This window comes from Streptomyces roseoverticillatus (assembly GCF_000719265.1).
Lineage (GTDB): Bacteria > Actinomycetota > Actinomycetes > Streptomycetales > Streptomycetaceae > Streptomyces > Streptomyces roseoverticillatus.
Genome location: NZ_JOFL01000006.1, coordinates 331,980 through 349,741, shown reverse-complemented (window position 1 = coordinate 349,741; position 17,762 = coordinate 331,980). Strand labels below are relative to the sequence as shown.

General features: G+C 73.6%; 15 protein-coding genes. 11 read left to right on the top strand and 4 right to left on the bottom strand.

Annotated elements, in window-relative coordinates; all coding sequences use genetic code 11:
• Nucleotides 1-69: 69 nt before the first annotated feature.
• From IF61_RS35770 to IF61_RS0108695, 11 genes are all read left to right on the top strand, one after another.
• Nucleotides 70-237, top strand: coding sequence for a hypothetical protein (locus tag IF61_RS35770; RefSeq protein WP_157848561.1), 168 nt, complete (start codon nucleotides 70-72; stop codon nucleotides 235-237).
• Between the two features lie 132 nt (nucleotides 238-369).
• Nucleotides 370-1,929, top strand: a complete 1,560-nt coding sequence (locus IF61_RS0108745) for a radical SAM/SPASM domain-containing protein (RefSeq protein ID WP_030365706.1) — start codon at nucleotides 370-372, stop codon at nucleotides 1,927-1,929.
• 14 nt (nucleotides 1,930-1,943) lie between these two features.
• Nucleotides 1,944-3,776 carry a carbamoyltransferase C-terminal domain-containing protein gene (locus IF61_RS0108740; protein ID WP_245684449.1) on the top strand — a complete coding sequence of 611 codons (1,833 nt, stop codon included), beginning with the start codon at nucleotides 1,944-1,946 and terminating at the stop codon, nucleotides 3,774-3,776.
• Nucleotides 3,777-3,798: 22 nt separating this feature from the next.
• Nucleotides 3,799-4,689: a phytanoyl-CoA dioxygenase family protein gene (locus tag IF61_RS0108735; protein WP_030365704.1), complete on the top strand. Its 891-nt coding sequence runs from the start codon at nucleotides 3,799-3,801 to the stop codon at nucleotides 4,687-4,689.
• Nucleotides 4,690-4,741: 52 nt separating this feature from the next.
• A complete protein-coding gene (locus IF61_RS0108730; protein ID WP_078660061.1) occupies nucleotides 4,742-6,055 on the top strand; it encodes an MFS transporter in 1,314 nt (437 codons plus the stop codon).
• Nucleotides 6,036-6,965, top strand: a complete 930-nt coding sequence (locus IF61_RS0108725) for an NAD(P)/FAD-dependent oxidoreductase (protein WP_030365702.1) — start codon at nucleotides 6,036-6,038, stop codon at nucleotides 6,963-6,965. The genes IF61_RS0108730 and IF61_RS0108725 overlap by 20 nt, the downstream gene beginning before the upstream one ends.
• Before the next feature lie 46 nt (nucleotides 6,966-7,011).
• The gene (locus tag IF61_RS0108720) at nucleotides 7,012-7,932 is read left to right on the top strand and encodes an SGNH/GDSL hydrolase family protein (protein WP_030365701.1); all 921 of its coding nucleotides are present in this window, start codon (nucleotides 7,012-7,014) and stop codon (nucleotides 7,930-7,932) included.
• Between the two features lie 147 nt (nucleotides 7,933-8,079).
• Complete coding sequence (locus IF61_RS0108710; RefSeq protein ID WP_030365700.1) at nucleotides 8,080-9,915, top strand: carbamoyltransferase family protein; 1,836 nt, start codon at nucleotides 8,080-8,082, stop codon at nucleotides 9,913-9,915.
• Between the two features lie 25 nt (nucleotides 9,916-9,940).
• Entirely contained in the window at nucleotides 9,941-10,096 is a 156-nt protein-coding gene (locus IF61_RS36245) for a hypothetical protein (RefSeq protein ID WP_169748806.1), read from the top strand.
• Between the two features lie 48 nt (nucleotides 10,097-10,144).
• Nucleotides 10,145-11,248: a PP2C family protein-serine/threonine phosphatase gene (locus IF61_RS0108700; protein ID WP_030365699.1), complete on the top strand. Its 1,104-nt coding sequence runs from the start codon at nucleotides 10,145-10,147 to the stop codon at nucleotides 11,246-11,248.
• A gap of 367 nt (nucleotides 11,249-11,615) precedes the next feature.
• On the top strand, nucleotides 11,616-12,563 hold the full coding sequence (locus IF61_RS0108695) for an MBL fold metallo-hydrolase (protein WP_030365698.1): 948 nt from the start codon (nucleotides 11,616-11,618) through the stop codon (nucleotides 12,561-12,563).
• A 67-nt stretch (nucleotides 12,564-12,630) separates the two neighbouring features.
• On the opposite strand, the gene IF61_RS0108690 is transcribed toward IF61_RS0108695, so the two are convergent.
• The 4 genes from IF61_RS0108690 to IF61_RS0108675 all read right to left on the bottom strand — a co-directional run bounded on the left by IF61_RS0108690 (nucleotide 12,631) and on the right by IF61_RS0108675 (nucleotide 17,749).
• On the bottom strand, nucleotides 12,631-13,707 hold the full coding sequence (locus IF61_RS0108690; RefSeq protein ID WP_052392523.1) for a hypothetical protein: 1,077 nt from the start codon (nucleotides 13,705-13,707) through the stop codon (nucleotides 12,631-12,633).
• A gap of 227 nt (nucleotides 13,708-13,934) precedes the next feature.
• The gene (locus IF61_RS0108685) at nucleotides 13,935-15,368 is read right to left on the bottom strand and encodes a cysteine desulfurase (protein WP_043188246.1); all 1,434 of its coding nucleotides are present in this window, start codon (nucleotides 15,366-15,368) and stop codon (nucleotides 13,935-13,937) included.
• Nucleotides 15,355-16,737 (bottom strand): family 2B encapsulin nanocompartment shell protein, encoded by a 1,383-nt coding sequence (locus IF61_RS0108680; protein ID WP_030365695.1) that lies wholly within the window; start codon nucleotides 16,735-16,737, stop codon nucleotides 15,355-15,357. Before IF61_RS0108680 ends, IF61_RS0108685 begins: the two co-directional genes overlap by 14 nt.
• Nucleotides 16,738-17,017: 280 nt before the next feature.
• A complete protein-coding gene (locus tag IF61_RS0108675) occupies nucleotides 17,018-17,749 on the bottom strand; it encodes a DUF998 domain-containing protein (protein ID WP_078660059.1) in 732 nt (243 codons plus the stop codon).
• Between the last annotated feature and the right edge of the window lie 13 nt (nucleotides 17,750-17,762).

Sequence of the window (17,762 nt, the reverse complement as noted above, 5' to 3'; positions counted from 1 at the left end):
GCCCGACCCGGCCATGATTCGCTGACCGCGTATGCACGCATACCGCCAGACCACGGCGAGGAGAGACTGATGGCCGAAGTCAAGAAGATGATCACTCCGACACCCACGGCGTCGTCCCGCCCTTGCGGGTTCGTCTCGCCCGACAAGGGCAACGCCCCGACGATCACGCCGGTACCGAAGGCGGAGTCGGTCTGCACGGACGTCTCCGAGGCGAAGGAAACGGTCACCCCTGCGTAGCAGTCCCGGCGCACCGGTTCCGACGGGCCCGCCGCGATCCACGCCTGCGGCGGGCCCGTTCCACGGTCGCGCTCCCCCGGCCGGCGCCCCGGCCCCGTTCGGTCCGCACCAGATCCAGGAGGAAGTCCACCGATGTCAGCTCCGGTTTACCAGTCCTCCCGCTACGTCCGTACGATGCGCACCGCCCGGGACCGCGACTTCTCGCGGTTCGGCGGCCGGCTCGACGCCTACGACGGCACCGAGCGCACGGTGGCCTTCCACTCCCTCTTCGGCAACGCCCGCCTGGTGGACCGCGACACGGTCGCGCTGCTGCACGAGGCGGCCGACGGCATCCCGCTGGACACGCTGCGCGCGCGAGCGGGCAGCGAGACCGTGGACAGCCTCATCGAGGCGCAGTACCTGGTGGAGGCCGGCCACGACGAGGCGGCGCAGATCGACGAACTCCTCGCCGCCCGCGGCGAGGCGCTCAGCAGCGGCGTCTTCCACTCCTCGATCCAGCTCGTGCTGACCAACGCCTGCAACTTCTCCTGTCAGGGCTGTTTCGCCTACAACTTCGACGGCGGCGTCGAGGAGCGCAACACCTCCGGGGAGTCCGTCAAGCCCGGCCCGGTCCTCGTCCAGCTGCGCACGGCGCGCGGCGACAGCGGGCCGACGCTCGCCCGCGGCGACTGGAACGAGGGCACCGACGGCGCCCGCAACCCCTCGATGCACATGTCCCCGCAGGTCGCGGAGAAGACGCTGCGGGAGGCGGTGGCACTGCGCAAGGCCAACGGCGGCGGCGAGCTCACCGTGTCGTTCTTCGGCGGCGAGCCGACGCTCGCCCGCAACACGATCCTGCACATCCTGCGCACCTTCGGGCACTTCTACGACGGCGTGACGCTGTCGTACGACATGACGAGCAACGGCTCGCGCATCGACGCCGAGCTGCTGAAGGCGCTCGCCGACTACCGCGTCTCCACCACCGTCTCGATCGACTACCTCGTCCCCGAAACCGGGGAGTTCCGCGGCGGGCAGCAGCAGCGCACGCCGTGGCCCGTGGTCCGCAAGGCCATCCTCGACATGAAGGCCGCGGGCGTGCCCGTCAGCATCACCACGGTCCTGTCGCAGTACACCTGGGACAAGTGGGGCACCCCCCTGATCGACTTCGTCGCCGAGGCCGGCCTGGACTCCCTCGACGTGATCGTCTCCTTCCAGGCCCGCGAGTTCTTCGAGCAGCACAGCCCGCACGACGTGGCGCAGAAGCTGCTGTCCGCCGTCGACTACGGGCGCGAGCGCGGGGTGCAGCTCAGCGGCTACTGGTACCAGACGTTCCAGATGATCGCCGACGAGGCGAAATGGGCGGCCCAGGCGGACTACAAGACGTGCCCGGCCGTGGGCCGGCAGCTGTCCATCGAGCCCAACGGCAGCGTGTTCGCCTGCAAGGCGACGGCGCGCAAGCTCGGCACGATCGACGACTGGCGGGGCGTGTTCAACTCGTCGGCCTACCGCGACTACGGCATGCGCGCCTACACCAACGGCCCCGGCTGCCAGGGCTGCGAGCTGCAGGGCACCTGCTCGGGCGGATCCGCGGGCGCGCTGGAGGAGGAGAACGGGTCGATCCAGGTGATGTCGCCGGGCTACTGCGCGTACATGCGCGAGGTCGTGCAAGGGCTGCTGGAGCGCCACCACGCCCAGGTCTGCACGGGCGTCTGAAGGGGTCCGGGCAGATGCCGGTGATCGGTCTGAACTTCGGGCACGACGGGGGCGCGGCCCTGGCCCAGCCGACGGGCGTCCACGTCATCGAGGGCGAGCGGCAGGTGGGGCTGCGCCACGTGTGCGGCGGCAACGCCGGGTTCGCGGCGTCGGTCGGCGACTGGGTGAACCGGCTGCACGCGCTGGCGCGCGGCCCGGTCACCGCGGTCGCCGTCGCCGACTGGTACACGCCGGCGTGCCGGATCCTGCCCGGCGGGCTCGTGGAGCTCGTCTCCGAGGACATCACGTGGAGCCGCCCGGGCGACGCGCTGGCCACCTCCGTCCTGCGCCCGGTCAAGTCCGTGGACTGGCCGCTCGCCGACGGCCCGGCCGGCCCGCTGCCCGTGATCGCCGTGCGCCACCACTACGCGCACGCCGCCCTGGCCTACTACACCTCCGGGGCGGACAAGGCGCTCGTCCTCGCCCTGGACGGGACGGGCAACTACGCCGAGTGCGGCATGGTGTGCCTGGGCGACGGCACGTCGCTGACCCCCGTCCTGTCGTTCAGCAACCGCACGGGTCCGCGCTTCGGGCTGGTCTACGAGGCGCTGGCCCGCCGGGTGCACGGCGGCCAGTTCGACACGGGCAAGCTGCTGGGCCTGGCCGCCACCGGCACCGTCGACGCCGGCCTCCTGCCCGTGCTGCGCACCATGCTCGCCGGGGAGCGGGCCCGGCGCGCCGCGCCCGACCTGCTCGCTCCCCTCGGCGGCGAGGCGCCCGCCGGCAGCGCCCTGCGCTACGAGGACACCTGGTACCCGTACGACGAGGACGCGGGCGGCTATCTGGACGGCCTGCTGGGCGACGCCACCGACGACGACGTGGTGCACTCCTACGGCGGGGTGTTCCCCGACGAGATCCGCACGCCGCGCGGGCACCGGTTCCTCGTCGGGCACAGCCCCGGCGACCCGGTCTGCCGGAACCTGGCCGCGACGCTCCAGGCGGCCGTGGAGGAGGACCTCACCCACCTCGTCGCCGGGCTGCACGCCCGCTGGCCCGGCCACCCCGTGCTCTGCTACGCCGGGGGCTGCGCCCTGAACATCACGGCGAACACCCGGATCGCGGAGAGCGGGCTGTTCTCCCGGGTGCACATCCCCACGTGCTGCGACGACTCCGGGATCGCGCTGGGCGCGGCGCTGGCCGTGGCCGCCCCGGAAGACCGGCCGGCGGCAGGACGGCACCCGGGAGCGGATCTGGCCTACGGCGGTCCGACGCTCACGACGCGCGGCCCGGTGCGCACCGGGCACACCCGTACGACCCTCGCGAGCGACGCCGCCCTGGCCGAGCACGTGGCCGGCATGCTCGCCGGGCGCAAGTGCGTGGCCTGGCTGGGCGGCGGGATGGAGACCGGGCCGCGCGCCCTCGGGCACCGGTCGCTGCTCGTCTCGCCGCACTGGGCCGGCGCCCGGCGCCACGTCTCGCAGACCATCAAACGGCGCGAGTGGTTCCGGCCGGTGGCGCCGCTGTGCCCGGCGGAGGTGGCCGGCACGTACTTCGCCGGTCCGCTCGACCACACCGACACCATGCTGTTCGCGGTGCGCGTCCGCGAGGAGCACGCGGAGCTGCTCGCCGAGGTGCGGCACATCGACGGCACGGCACGGCTGCAGACCCTGCACGCCGGCCGGCATCCGCTGCTGCACCGCGTGTGCCACGCGGTGGCCCGCCGCACGGGGCTGCCGATCCTCATCAACACCAGCGCCAACGCCGGCGGCCGGCCCATCCTCAACGACCTCGCGGAGGCTCTGGAGCTGCTGGACACCACGGCTCTGGACGCGGTCGTCCTGGCCGACGAGCGGACCGTCATCACCTGACCAGGAGCAAGGAGCACCGACCATGGCGAGGACCCAGCTCAGGGACATCCGCAAGAAGCTTCCGCTGCGCGTGCTGTCCCCCGAGGACTGGGAGCACTGGACCACCCGCGGATACGTCGTCGTCCGGCAGGCCGTCTCCGCGGACAACGTGGAGCGGCTGACGCGGGCGCTGTGGGAGTTCGAGGACATGGTGCCCGGCGACCCCGCGACCTGGTACGCGGACCGCACCGACAACCAGCGGCTGCCGGGCCACAGCGGTCTGGTGGAGATCTACAACCACCAGGCCATGTGGGACAACCGGCAGACGCAGCGCGTGTACGACGCCTTCGTCGACATCTGGGACACCACCGGCCTGTGGGTCGTGATCGACTTCGCCAACGTCAACCCGCCGAACCGCGGCACCCGTGCGTTCGAGGGGTTCGTCCACTGGGACGTCGACACCTCCCGGCGGCCGCTGCCCATCAGCTGCCAGGGCGTGCTCTCGCTCAGCGAGGGCAACGAGGAGATCGGCGGCTTCCAGTGCGTGCCGGGCATCTTCGAGAAGCTGGACGCCTGGCTGGAGGAACAGCCTCCCGACCGCGACCCGATGACGCCCGACATCACGGGCTACGCGATCGAGACGTTGCGCGTCGACCCCGGCGACCTGATCATCTTCAACAGCCTGCTGCCGCACGGAGTGCGTCCGAACCGCTCCGCGGACCGGGTGCGTATGGCACAGTACATCTCCATGGCGCCCGCCCTGGAGGACGACGCCGCGCTCCGGGACAGCCGCGTACGGTTCTGGCGGGACCGCATCCCGCCGCACGAGCACGAGCACCACGGAAGCCCTCGCAAGAAGGAGCGCGAGCTGTACGGGCGCGCCGAGCTCACCCCGCTGGGCGAGCGGCTTCTGGGGCTCACGAGTTGGTCGTGACCGGGCCGGGCGGCGGGGCGGCGGTGCGCGGCCGGACGCGGAGTGAAGTCCCTTGACCGAGACCGGCGCACCTGCCCGTACACCCGTGCTGGGCAGCCGCTTCCGCTGGCTGTGGTCGTCGTCCGTGGCGTCCAACGCCGGGGACGGCGTCACCCGCACCCTGCTGCCGCTGCTGGTGGTCGCGAGCCACCCGCAGCCGCTGGTGGTGGCCGGGCTCACGGCGGTGAACATGCTGCCGTGGCTGCTGTTCGCGCTACCCGCGGGCGTCCTGGCGGACCGTCACGACCGGCGGCGGATCCTGCTGTTCAGCAATCTCACGCGGGCGGCCGCGCTGCTGGCGGCCGTCGGGGCGTTCGCCGCGGGCACGTCGCTGGCCGTGCTGTTCGCGCTCTCGTTCGTCCTCGGCATCGCCGAGACGCTGGCGGAGACCGCGGCGCCCGCGATGCTGCCCGACATCGTGGCCTCCGAGCACCTGGAGCACGCCAACGGCCGGCTCTTCGCGCCGCAGGTCATCCTCAACGAGATGGCGGGCCCGCCGCTGGCCGGCCTCCTGGTCGGCGTCGGCGCGACGCTGGCGCTGGCGACCGGCGGCGCGCTGTACGGGCTGGCCGCGATGCTGCTGCTGGGGCTGGCCGGCGTCAAGGCGGCCCCGCGCACCGCTCCCCCGCCCGGCACGTCCGCGGCCCGCTCCATGTGGCAGGACCTGCGCACGGGCGTCTCCTTCGTGCTCACCCGGGCGGCGCTCACCCGCACGCTGGCCGCCAGCGCGCTCTACGGCCTGGTGTACTCGGCGACGTTCTCGATGCTGGTGCTGCTGGCCTACCGGACCCTGCACCTGCACGCCACCGGCTACGGCCTGCTGCTGACCGTCGGCTCCGTCGGCTCGATCGCCGGGACGTGGCTCGCGCCGCGGCTCTCCCGGCGGCTGCCCACGCTCGTCATGGCGCAGTGGTCGCTGATCCTGTCGGGCGCGGCCTACGTGGGGCTCGGCCTGGCGGGGCACGTCGTGGCCGCCGGCGCCGCGATGTTCTGCAACGGCGTCTTCATGATGAGCTGGAACATCCCGGTGCTGTCCCTGCGCCAGCGGTTCGCGCCGCCGGAGCTGCAGGGCCGCGTGATGAGCGTGTCACGCCTGTGCTCGTGGGGAACGATGCCGATCGGGGCGGCCCTCGGCGGGCTGCTCGCCCGCACCACGTCCGTCACCACCGTCTTCGTCGCGTCCGGGGCCGTCCTGATCCTGGGATCCGTCGCCCTGCTCGCACCGCTGCGCCAGGACGTGCTCACCGGCGAACAGCCGGAGGCCTCCCGCGTGCCGCGGCAGCACACCGACACCGAAAGAGGAGAGCATGACCGCGGAACTGTATGACACCGTGATCGTCGGCGGCGGCCCGGCGGGCCTGGGCGCGGCGCTGTACCTGGGTCGTTCGCGCCGGCGCGTCGCGCTCGTCGACTCGGGCGACGCCCGGAACATGGCGGCGGGCGTCATGCACAACATGCTGACCAACGACGGGGTGACCATCGCGGACTTCCGCGCCCGCGCCCGCGCCGAGATCGCCCGCTACGGCGTGGAGTTCGTGGACGACGAGGTGATCTCCGTGGCCCCCGAGGGCGACTGCCTGGTGACCGTGGCCAAGGAGTCCGGGGCGTACACGAGCCGGACGGTGGTGTACGCGGCGGGCGTGCGCTCGAAGGTGCCGGACGTGCCGGGGCTCGCCGCGCTGTGGGGCAAGGGCGTGTTCGAGTGCCCGTACTGCCACGCCTACGAGGTGCGGGACGGGCACTTCGGCGTGTACGGCGGTGCGGTGCCCGGCGAGTGCCTCGCCGCGACCCTGACCGCGTGGACGTCCTCGCTCACCTATCTGTCGGACCGGCGGGAGCTGCCCGAGGAGGAGCGGGGCTTCCTGGCCGCCTCCGGGGTCGCCACCGTCCCCGACAAGATCACCAGCGTGTCGGCGCACCCCGACGGGGTCGCCGTCGACCTGGCGGACGGTCGCTCGCTCACCTTCACGGCGCTGTTCCTGCACATGGACACCGAGCCGCGCGTGGAGCCGCTGCGACCCTGGCTCCAGGCCGCCGACCTCACGGAGGCCCAGACCGACGAGCGCGGCCGCACCTCGCTCCCCCGCCTGTACGTGGCCGGTGACCTGGGCAAGAACATGCAGCAGGCGGCCATGGCCGCGGCCAGCGGCGGGCTCGCCGCCATGGCCGTCAACGCCGACCTGATCCGCGAGGACCGGCCCGGCGCGCTCTACGACCTGCCGCCCGCCGCCCACTGACCCGCCACCACCGGCCGGCCCGGATCCCCGAGGAGAGCCCTGCCCCATGAAGTCCCCGCGCGCCGAACTCGTCCCCCACATGGAGCACTACACCTTCGTCCTGGAGGACCAGCCGTACATCGGCTTCTTCCAGTACGGCAACGAGCGCACCCCGGTGTACTCCACCGACTCGTGCGGATTCCGGGTCACCCGCACGACGGACGGCACGGCGACGGTCGCCGACGGGCGCCCGCCGGGGCCCGTCCGGCTGCTGGCCGGCAGCTCCGCCGTGTTCGGCGTGGGGGCGAGCGGGGACCACGCCACGATCTCCTCGCGCCTGGGCAGCCGGCACGCGCCCGGGCGGCCCTGGCTCAACTTCTCGGGGCAGAGCCTGAACTCGGCGCAGGAGCTGATGCTGCTGACGCTCTTCCAGCACCTGCTGCCCGAGGTCGCGGAGATCGTCCTGTACTCCGGCGTCAACAACCTCGTGCTCAGCCGGCTGCCGGCGGCGCAGCACGGCCGGCACGGCGCCTTCTTCGAGTGCGGACCCGCGCCGGACCCGTCCGCGGTGCCGGCCCCGGCCGAGCGCATCGCGCACGCCACGGCGCTGACGGTGCGGCACCTCGGCGGGTGGCAGCTGCTGGCCCGGGCGCTCGGGGCGCGGCTGACGTTCGTCCTGCAGCCGCTCGCGCCCTGGGTGCGGGAGCAGCCCGCGCCCCAGGAGAAGGCGCTGTTCGACGAGCTGGACGACGTCTCCAACTGGCGCCGGCTGCACAACGACATCGCCTCGATGGAGGTCGGGCGCGCCTACGCGGCCGCCCTGCGCGAGGGCTGTGCGGCGCTGGGCGTGCCCTTCGTCGACATGAACGCGGAGCTCGGCGCGGCGACCGGGCCCGGGGACTGGCTGTTCGTGGACCGGGTGCACTGCGTCGACGCCGGGTACGACGCCGTCGCCCGGGTCCTCGCCGACCGCCTCGGCACCGCCTGAGACCGGAGGGGGGAGGGGTCGCATGGCACTGCTCCGCAGAGTCCTGGCACGGCTGCTGCGCCTGCGCCTGCGCCGCAAGCGGGCGCTGAAGCCGCAGCCGGCGGACGACGCGTCCATCTATCCCATGTTCTGATCCGGGGGCGCCGCGTGACGCAGCTGGTTCTGGGTTTGTCGGCCTTCTACCACGACAGTGCGGCCGCGCTGGTCGCCGACGGCGTCCCGGTCGCGGCCGCCCAGGAGGAGCGGTTCAGCCGGAGACGGCACGACCCGTCGTTCCCGCGCGGGGCGGTCGGCTACTGCCTGCGGGAGGCGGGCGCGGAGCTCGGTGACGTGTCCGCGATCGCGTACTACGAGGATCCCGCGCTGAAGTTCCGGCGGGTGATCGCGACGTACGCGGGGGCCGCGCCGCACGGCCTCACGTCCTTCGTCGAGGGGCTTCCGGCCTGGCTCGGCTGGAAGCGGTCCGCCACGCGGGCCGTGCGCGAGCACCTGGCCGGGCCCGGGGGGCGGGCGGTGGTGCCGGAGGTGGTGGCGCGGCGCCACCACGAGTCCCACGCGGCGTCGGCGTTCTTCGCGAGCCCCTACCCGTCGGCCGCCGTGCTGTGCGTCGACGGCGTCGGCGAGTGGGCGACGACCACGCTGTGGCAGGGCGTGGGGACCCGGCTGCGCTACCTGGCCGAGCTGCGGTTCCCGCACTCGCTGGGGCTGCTGTACTCGGCGTTCACGTACTTCTGCGGCTTCAAGGTCGACTCGGGCGAGTACAAGCTGATGGGCCTCGCCCCGTACGGGACTCCCCGCTTCGCTCCGCTGATCAAGGAGCGGCTGATCGACGTCAAGCCTGACGGCTCCTTCCGGCTCGACCTGCGCAGGTTCGAGTTCCTGCGGGGCCGGGTGATGACCGGCGCGGGCTTCGAGCAGCTCTTCGGCGGTCCGCGGCGGCAGCCGGAAGGGCCCCTGACCGAGCGGGAGTTCGACCTCGCGGCGTCGGTGCAGCAGGTGACCGAGGAGGTGATGGTCAAGCTGGCGCGCACCGCGCGGCGGCTGACCGGGGAGCCGCGGCTGTGCCTCGCCGGCGGCGTCGCCCTCAACTGCGTCGCGAACGGCAGGCTCCTGGAGGACGCGGGCCTGACGGAGCTGTGGGTGCAGCCCGCGGCCGGGGACGCCGGGGGCGCCCTCGGAGCGGCGCTCGCCGAGGCGTACGAGCGGGGCGCCCCGCGGGCGCACCCCGCCGCCGGGCACGACGCGATGGCGGGCGCGCTGCTGGGCCCGGAGTACTCGGACGACGAGATCGGCGCGTATCTCGACGCGCGCGGCATCCCGTACGAGCGCCCGGGGTTCGAGGGCGTGGCGCGGCGGGTGGCGGGCGCGCTGGCGGACGGGGCGATCGTGGGCTGGTTCCAGGGCCGGATGGAGTTCGGGCCGCGGGCGCTCGGGGCGCGGTCCATCCTCGCCGACCCGCGCGACCCGGGCATGCAGTCGGCGCTCAACCTGCGGACGAAGTTCCGCGAGTCGTTCCGGCCGTTCGCGCCCGCGGTGCTCGCCGAGGACGCGAAGGACTGGTTCGCCTTGCGCCAGGAGAGCCCGTACATGCTGATCGTCGGCAAGGTCGCGGAAGCGCAGCGGCTCGCCGCCGACGTCCCCGGCGGGGTGAGCGGGCTCGATCTGCTGCACGTGCCCCGCTCGACGGTCCCGGCCGTCACCCACGTCGACGGCTCGGCGCGGGTGCAGACCGTCGACGGGCGGCATCCGCGGCTGCGGCGGCTGCTGCTCGCTTTCAAGGAGCGCACCGGGTGCCCGGTGCTGGTGAACACGTCGTTCAACGTCCGCGGCGAGCCGATCGTGAACACGCCGGGCGAGGCGTACGCCTGCTTCATGCGGACCAACATCGATCTGCTGGCGCTGGGCGGCTTCCTGCTGCGCAAGCAGGAGCAGCCGCCGTGGCAGGAGGAGCGGGACTGGCGTGCCGGGATCCCGATGGACTGACTGCCGTGGAAGGAGGTGTGACGCCGTGCGGACGTTCCTGCTGACGGCGGTGTACTACCTGGCCGTCACCCCGTGGGGGTGGTGCCGGCGCAGGGTGCGCGACCCGCTGGCGCGGCGCTGGCAGCCGCGGGCGGAGACGTACTGGCACTTCGTGCCCGGCGGCGGGGCCGGGGAGCGCTGAGCCCGCGGTTGCGGGCGGGGCGGGTGTGGCTGATGGTGGACATCAATCATGACGCACGCCACCGGCCCGGACGGTCAGCCCCAGGCGCCGCGCCTGCCGCACCGCGCGCGGCTCCTCGTCGTGGCGGCGTACGTCCTGCTGTCCGCCGCCGTCGCGATGGACCTGGCGCAGAGCCCGGAATGGACGGTGTCCCCCGTCCTGGCCACCGCGCCGGTGCTCGCCAGCATCGGCACGCGGCGGCCCCGGGTCCCGCTGCTCGTCGGCCTGGGCGCGCTCGTCCTCGTCGCCCCGCTGGCGCTCGCCGACGACCAGGTGCCCCTGCTCGTCCACCTGACGTCCGCGTTCACCGTACTGGCGATCACGTCCGTCAGCACCGCGAACGTGGTGCTCGTCGCCACGCGCGAACGGGAGCTGCTGGAGTCGCGGTCCGTGGCCGAGGCCGCCCAGCACACGCTGCTGCGGCCGCCGCCCGAACGGCTCGACGGGCTGCGGGTCGCGGTGCGCTATCTGGCCGCAGCGGCCGAGGCGCGGGTCGGCGGCGACCTGTACGAAACGCTGGTCACGCCCTTCGGGACGCGGCTGCTGATGGGCGACGTGCGGGGCAAGGGGCTCGCCGCGATCGACACGGCGGCGGCCGTGCTGGGCACGTTCCGGGAGGCCGCGCAGGTCGAGCCCTCGCTCGCGGCGGTCGCGGGGCGCCTCGACGCGGCGATGGGGCGGCGGCGGCCGGGCGAGGAGTTCGTGACCGCGGCCCTCGTGCAGGTGACCGGGCCGGGCCGGGCCGAACTGGTGAACTGCGGCCACCTGCCGCCCCTGCGGTGCCGGCCGGGGCGGGCGGGAGGCATGGACGTGGACGAGGTGCCCACCCCCGACCCCCAGCCGCCGCTGGCGCTCCTCGGCATGGCGGGCGGCGCGTACCGGGGGCGGCCCTTCGCCTTCGAGCGGGGCGACCTCCTGCTGCTGTACACCGACGGGGTGACGGAGGCGCGGGACGCGGCGGGCCGCTTCTACCCTCTGGCGGAGCGGCTCGCCGCCATGCCGGAGGCGTCCCCGGCCGCGCTCCTGGACCGCGTCGTCGCCGACCTCCTCGCGTACGCGGGGGGCGAGCTCTCGGACGACGCGGCGCTGCTCGCGGTCCGGCGGGAACATTGACGTACGGGGTGAGGTGGTCCGGCACCGCCGGACAGGCCGTCCGTGGCTGATCGCCGCCGCGGCGGGGGAAGCATGCCGGCCGCCGCCGGAACGCGGGCCCGGTTCGCCCAGGTCAAGGATGCCTCGCATCCTTGAGACCGCCGCAGCGGCGATCAGCCACCACAGCGGAATCCGGCGGTGCCGATCCCACCGCGCGCCGGAACGGCACCGCCGGACACCTCGCCGGTGACTGATCGCCGTCGCGGCGGAAGAAGACGGGTGGGCCCGGTCCTAGCGGCGCAGGCACGTCGGGGCAGCGGCGCCGTATCAACGCAACGGTGCCATCTGCCTCTTGGCGGTTCCGCCTGGGATGCATAGCGTCAATGGCATGCAGACGATCACCTTAGGTGGCGTGGACGTCACCCGCGTCGTGGAATGGCACTCCCCGGTCGCCCCCACCTCCGCGATCTTTCCCTCCAGCACCCCGCGGATGTGGAAGGAGAACGAGTCGTGGCTGGCGCCGGACTTCTGGCGGCCGGCGACCGACCAGCTGGTGTGCAACGTGCAGACGTGGGTGCTGCGCAGCGAGGGCCGCACCGTGCTCGTGGACACGGGGCTGGGCAACGACAAGGACCGGCCGCACATGCCGGACTGGTCGCATTTGAGGACCGGCTACCTGGAGCGGCTCGCCGCGGCCGGGGTCCGCCCGGAGGACGTGGACGTCGTCGTCAACACCCACCTGCACTCGGACCACATCGGCTGGAACACCCGGCTGCAGGACGGTGCGTGGGTGCCGACGTTCCCGAACGCGACGTACTTCGTCGCGAGAGCCGACTTCGCGTACTGGGATCCGGACGGGCCGCACACGCCGCGCGGGGTCCTCGGGGACCTGAGCCTGGCCGAGGGCATCGGCACGGTGTTCGAGGACAGCGTCCGCCCGGTGCACCGGGCGGGGCAGATGGTGCTGTGGGAGGGGGACACGTACCGCATCGACGCGGGCCTGACGCTGGAGGCCGCTCCCGGGCACACGCCGGGCTCGGCCGTCGTGCGGCTGGAGTCGGGCGCGGACCGCGCCCTGTTCATCGGTGACCTGGTGCACAGCCCGCTGCAGATAGCCGAGCCGGACTGCGACACGTGCCTGAGCGAGGACCAGGCGCAGGCGACCCGCTCGCGGCGGCGGATCCTGGAGGAGGCCGCCGACACCCGCGCCCTGGTGTTCCCGGCGCACTTCCCGGGTCACGGGGCCGCCGAAGTGCGCCGGGAGGGCTCCAAGTTCGCCCTGTCGCGCTGGGCGGCGTTCGACCGTACGAAGGACGGGGACCCGGGCCCGGCCTGATCCGTGTCCCGGTACGCCGACGGGCCGGCCCGGAAGGGGCCGGCCCGCGGTTTCGGGACTGCGCGCGCTAGCGGATCGCGAAGGGCAGTTCCTGGTGGTGGAAGGACAGGTCGCCGTTGCCGACCGTCACCCCGGCGTCCGCCCGCGACACGTCGCGGGGGGCTGATCCGGCGACGGCGATCCGCAGCCGGTAGGAGGCGGTGGCGCCGGGCGCGAGCGGCCCCTTGATGACCGGCAGGAGCGCCGCGCTCATGCCGGGGTCGCAGCCGCCGGCGACGAGCGGGACGCGCTCCCAGCCGTGGCCGGGCCGGTACTGCTGCAGGACGAGGTCCTTGGGGGCCAGGGCGTGGCTCTTGCCGGCGCCGTAGGCGAAGTAGGAGGCGTACAGGGCGGGGTAGGGCCGGTCGGTGGTGTTCTTGACCGTGACCGTGAAGGGTGCGCTGGGCGCGCCGCCGCGGCCCAGCCGTTCCCCGCTGCGCCAGCCGGTGACCGAGACGTCGGGCCGGGTGGTGGTGGCGGTGCGGGCGGGGGCGCGGTAGGTGCGGCCCTTGCCGTCGTCGACGGAGGCGGTGACGGTGAGGGTGCCCGGCCGGTCGAGGTCCTGGATGCGCAGCGCCACGCTGTGCGGGTGGGCCGCGCTCGCGTCGCCCGTGACCGGGAAGGTGAAGACGCCGTGGGTGTCCGAGCCGGTGGAGCGGCTCTTGAGGTCCGTCCACTTGTGCGTCTTGGGCACGTAGCGCTGGACGGTGAGGGAGTCGGTGCCGAAGCCGCGGCTGCGGACGTCGAGCCGGACGGTGCCCTTGGTGACGGGCGTGCGGAGCGTGACGCCGGAGCGCGACCACATGCCGATGGGCAGCTGGGACGGCAGGCTGTAGGAGATCTTCTCCGCGGCGGTGCCGGTCGCGGCGGCCGGCGGCTCGGCCGTGGCACCGCGGGCCGCGGCGGCCGCGGCGGCGGACGGCTGTTTCGCATCCTGGACACCGCCGCAGCCCACGGCGGCGGCTCGCGCGCCGCCGTCGGCCGGTATGGCGGTGGCCGTCCCGGCCGTCCCCGCGACGAGGACCAGGCCGGCCGCGAGGGCGGCCACCGGTCCCATGACGCCCCGCACCGCCGGCGACCGCCGCTGCGCGACTCTTCGTGACATGTACCGCCCCCTGCTTCCGGGTTCGTACGCACACTCGTGCGTCTCCGACGTACGAGATTGTCTTCCGTAGCTGATGGTTCCCTGTGGCACCGGAAATACCGCGGAATCTCGTAGTTGTGCCGCGCATGGGTCCGGCGGGACGCCCCGGATGCCGCAGGACCGGATGCGGCGGCGTGCCCCCGCGCGGGTGCGCCGGGGCACGCTGTGAGCACCACGGCACGCCGTGGTCAGCCGGCGCCCTGCAGCTGAAGCTGCGTCAGCGACGCGGCCAGCTGGTCCACTTCTTCGGCCGTGTTGTACAGGGCGAGGGAGGCCCGCGTCGCGGTCTCCAGCCCGTAGTGGCGCAGTGAGGGCTGGGCGCAGTGGTGGCCGGCGCGGACGGCGATGCCCGCCCGGTCCAGCCACCGGGCCACGGTCATCGGGTCGTGGCCGGCGAGCGTGAAGGTGAGGACCGCGATCTTCTCGGGCGCGTCGCCGAGGACGGTGAGGCCGGGTACCGCGGCGAGGGCCTGCTGGGCGTGGCCGAGCAGGGCGGTCTCGTACGCGGCGACCGCCTCGCGGCCGAACGAGCTCAGCCAGTCGATGGCGGACCGGAGTCCGACGACGCCGGAGATGTGCCCGGTGCCGGCTTCGAAGCGGTGCGGCACGGGCGCGTAGGTGACGCGGCCGAACTCCACCTGGTCGATCATGTTGCCGCCGCCCTGCCACGGTGGCATGCCGGCCAGGACCTCCGGCTTGGCGTACAGCGCGCCGATGCCCGTGGGGGCGTAGAGCTTGTGCCCGGAGAAGACGTAGAAGTCGCTGTCCAGGTCCTGGACGTCCACGGGGAAGTGGGCGACGGCCTGGGCGCCGTCCACGAGCACCTTGGCGTCGTAGCGGTGGGCCAGTGCCGTCATTTCCTTCACCGGCGGCACGGTGCCGAGCACGTTGGAGGCGTGGCTGACGGCGACGAGCCGGGTGCGGAAGGAGAGCAGGTCGGCGTAGGCGTCCTGGTCGATGCTGCCGTCGGGCAGGAGGGGGACCGGGACGACCCGGGCCCGCCGTTCCTTGGCGATCAGCTGCCAGGGGACGATGTTGGAGTGGTGCTCCAGGGTGGAGACCAGGATCTCGTCGCCGGGGCCGAGGTTGGCGCGTCCCCAGCTCTGCGCGACGAGGTTGACGGCCTCGGTGGTGCCGCGGGTGAAGACGATGGTGTCCGGTGACGGGGCGCCCAGGAATCCGGCGACCGCGGCCCGTCCGCCCTCGTACATCTCGGTGGCCTCGCGGGCCATGGTGTGCGCACCGCGGTGGATGTTGGAGTTGGCGGTGGCGTAGTAGGAGGCCAGGGTCTCGATGACCTGGCGGGGCTTCTGGGTGGTGGCGCCGTTGTCCAGCCAGACGACGGGGCGGCCGCCCACGGGCCGCTGGAGGACGGGGACGTCCCGCCGGGCGGCCTCGGGCGTGAACTGGCCGCTGCGGGTGGCGGCGCTGCCGGCGGTGGGCTGCCCGGGCGGGACCACGGCTCCGGGCGCCTGCTGGGGCGCCGGGAGGCCGGCCGTGCCCGGTGGCGGCGCCGCGCCCGGCGGTATCATGCCGGGCAGCGCCGTGCCGGGCACCTGCGGGCCGGGGAGCTGTGCCATGCCCGGGGCGTACGCGCCCCACGGCATGTCAGGAGTAGTCATGGTACTTGGACACCTCGACGTTCTGGAGCACGGCGAGGGCGTCCTCGACCAGCACCGCGGCGTTGAAGTACGCCGTCATCAGGTACTGGGTGATGCCCTTCTGGTCCATGCCCATGTTGCGCATGGACAGGCCCGGCTCGACCTCGTCGGCCACCTTCGCGGGCCGCAGGCCCACGACGCCCTGCTCGGCCTCGCCGACGCGCATGAGCAGGATCTCGGTGGTGCCGGCGCCGTTCGGGCCGGTCATGCGCACCTTGTCGGAGGGCAGCAGGGGGACGCCGCGCCAGGTCAGCAAGGGGCTGCCGAAGCGGTTCTCGATGACCGGGGGCACGCCGCGGCGGGTGCACTCGCGGCCGAAGGCGGCGATGGCGCGCGGGTGGGCGAGGAAGTAGGAGGGCTGCTTCCAGACCTTGCTGAGCAGCTCGTCCAGGTCGTCGGGGGTCGGCGCGCCGGTCCGGGTCTGGACGCGCTGGCCGGGGGCGACGTTGTTGAACAGGCCGTACTCGGGGTGGTGGAGCATCGAGCGCTCCTGGCGCTCGCGCAGCGCCTGGACGGTCAGGTCGGCCTGGGTGCGGGTCTGGTCGATGGGCTCGTTGTAGAGGTCGGCGACGCGGGAGTGGACGCGCAGCACGGTCTGGGCGAGCGTCATGTGGTACTCGCGCGGCGTGTCCTCGTAGTCGACGAAGGTGCCCGGCAGGTCCGGCTCGCCGACGTGCCCGGCGCTCAGGTCCACGGGCACCTCGGCGCCGGGGACGGTGCGTTCGCCGGAGGTGAAGGCCGTGAGGGCGGCGCGCAGCGCCTCGTCGCGGCCGGCCAGCCGGGTCAGGTGCTCGCGGTCGGCGCACAGGGCGGTGCCCGGGGTCAGCGCCTTGACGCGGTAGGCGGCGGGCGTGCCGCAGGCCCAGGCGTCGAGGTCGAAGAACTGGCCGTCGCCGATGATGTCGAGGAGGGCGTCCTCGCCGTAGCGGCCGGTCGTCCGCTTCTCGGCGCGGCCCTGGACGAGGATCCAGAGCTTGTCCGCGGCCTCGCCCTCCTGGAGGAGCTGCCGGCCGGCGTCGAAGGTGACCTCGGTGAAGGCGCACGCCAGTTCGCGCAGCAGCTCCTCGCCGGCCTCGCGCAGGAAGGGGATCTCCCGGAGGTCCTCGGGGACGACCTGGTGGGCGTCGTCGTTCCTGAAGGTGGATATCCGGTCGTCACCGAGGATGAAGGTCCGCCGGCGGTTGACGCGGTAGACGCCGGACTCGACGTCCACCCACGGCAGGGCCCGCAGCAGGTAGCGGGGCGTGATGCCGCGCATCTGCGGGGTGGTCTTGGTGGTGGTCGCGAGTTGCCGTGCCGCGTCCGGGCTGAGACTCAGCCGATCGTTCATGAGGACCTCCTCGGTGTGGGTAACGAGGGTGATCGTCTTGTCGGCAACATTGCGTTCACAAGACTGCAGCAATACGTCATGGCCTTAAAACACTCATCGTTGACGCGGCGACAGTCTGTTCAGAAGTGAACAGACTCTGTTCATGGGGGCGCTGAGCAGCGCGGCCTTCCTCATGAGTGCGGAGGGATTTCACCGGTCGGCGATGTCCGGAGCCGGTCCGTCTCCCGCGCAATCGACCAGATTCGATCGCCGGGGAATCTCGCGTGACACCGGAAGCTCACTACTCGGCCCGGCGGTGGCGGCCCTTCCCCCGGATGCGGCGGCTGCCCGGCGAGGCGGCGAGCAGGGCCAGCCACGCGCCGACGAGCAGCAGGTGCGCCCGCTGCGGAACGCCGTGCCAGCCCGGCCGCCCGAGCAGCGCGCCGACCGTGCACACGGACGTCACGAGCGCGGCCGCCAGGACCCACGGCCCCCAGCGGCGGATCAGCGGCCACCGGGTGCCGCGCGCCGCGGCGGTCACCATCAGGGCCATGGAGGCGAACAGCGCGGTGTGGGCCAGTGCGCTGGTGGCGGTGTGCCAGGGGTTGACCGCCTCGCAGGCGCGGTTCACCGACGGTGCGCACCGCATCGGGACGACGACGTCCGCGACGGAGGACGCGGCGAAGGCGACCAGCGACCACCGCCCGGCGACGGACCGGCGGTCGCTGGTCGGGCGGCGGGGAAGCGGGGCCGCGCCAGCGGCGACGAGCAGGGCGGTGACGACCTCGACGACGCCGAAGAGCACGTGGAAGGGCTGGTCGGCGGCGTAGAGCTCGCTGACGTAGGAGTGCCGGGGGTCCAGGCCGGTGGGCAGCAGGAACTCCAGCACCCACGCGTTGTACGCCACCGCCGCGACGGCCAGGGGCCACGCCGCCCGGCGGGCCCCGCCCGGGTCCTCCGGGGGCACGCCGGCGGCCGTCACCCGGCCGGGGACTGCTTCCCCCGGCCGGGACTCGGTGGGCGCGCCGCTCATCGGGGCCGTCTCA

Excerpts from the sequence above, each read along its gene's own strand:
- IF61_RS0108745 (WP_030365706.1), top strand. The coding sequence starts at position 370 with ATGTCAGCTCCGGTTTACCAGTCCTCCCGCTACGTCCGTACGATGCGC.
- IF61_RS0108740 (WP_245684449.1), top strand. The coding sequence starts at position 1,944 with ATGCCGGTGATCGGTCTGAACTTCGGGCACGACGGGGGCGCGGCCCTG.
- IF61_RS0108685 (WP_043188246.1), bottom strand. The coding sequence starts at position 15,368 with ATGACTACTCCTGACATGCCGTGGGGCGCGTACGCCCCGGGCATGGCA.
- IF61_RS0108675 (WP_078660059.1), bottom strand. The coding sequence starts at position 17,749 with ATGAGCGGCGCGCCCACCGAGTCCCGGCCGGGGGAAGCAGTCCCCGGC.
- IF61_RS0108690 (WP_052392523.1), bottom strand. The coding sequence starts at position 13,707 with ATGTCACGAAGAGTCGCGCAGCGGCGGTCGCCGGCGGTGCGGGGCGTC.
- IF61_RS0108700 (WP_030365699.1), top strand. The coding sequence starts at position 10,145 with ATGACGCACGCCACCGGCCCGGACGGTCAGCCCCAGGCGCCGCGCCTG.
- IF61_RS0108695 (WP_030365698.1), top strand. The coding sequence starts at position 11,616 with ATGCAGACGATCACCTTAGGTGGCGTGGACGTCACCCGCGTCGTGGAA.
- IF61_RS35770 (WP_157848561.1), top strand. The coding sequence starts at position 70 with ATGGCCGAAGTCAAGAAGATGATCACTCCGACACCCACGGCGTCGTCC.
- IF61_RS0108720 (WP_030365701.1), top strand. The coding sequence starts at position 7,012 with ATGAAGTCCCCGCGCGCCGAACTCGTCCCCCACATGGAGCACTACACC.
- IF61_RS0108725 (WP_030365702.1), top strand. The coding sequence starts at position 6,036 with ATGACCGCGGAACTGTATGACACCGTGATCGTCGGCGGCGGCCCGGCG.
- IF61_RS0108735 (WP_030365704.1), top strand. The coding sequence starts at position 3,799 with ATGGCGAGGACCCAGCTCAGGGACATCCGCAAGAAGCTTCCGCTGCGC.
- IF61_RS0108680 (WP_030365695.1), bottom strand. The coding sequence starts at position 16,737 with ATGAACGATCGGCTGAGTCTCAGCCCGGACGCGGCACGGCAACTCGCG.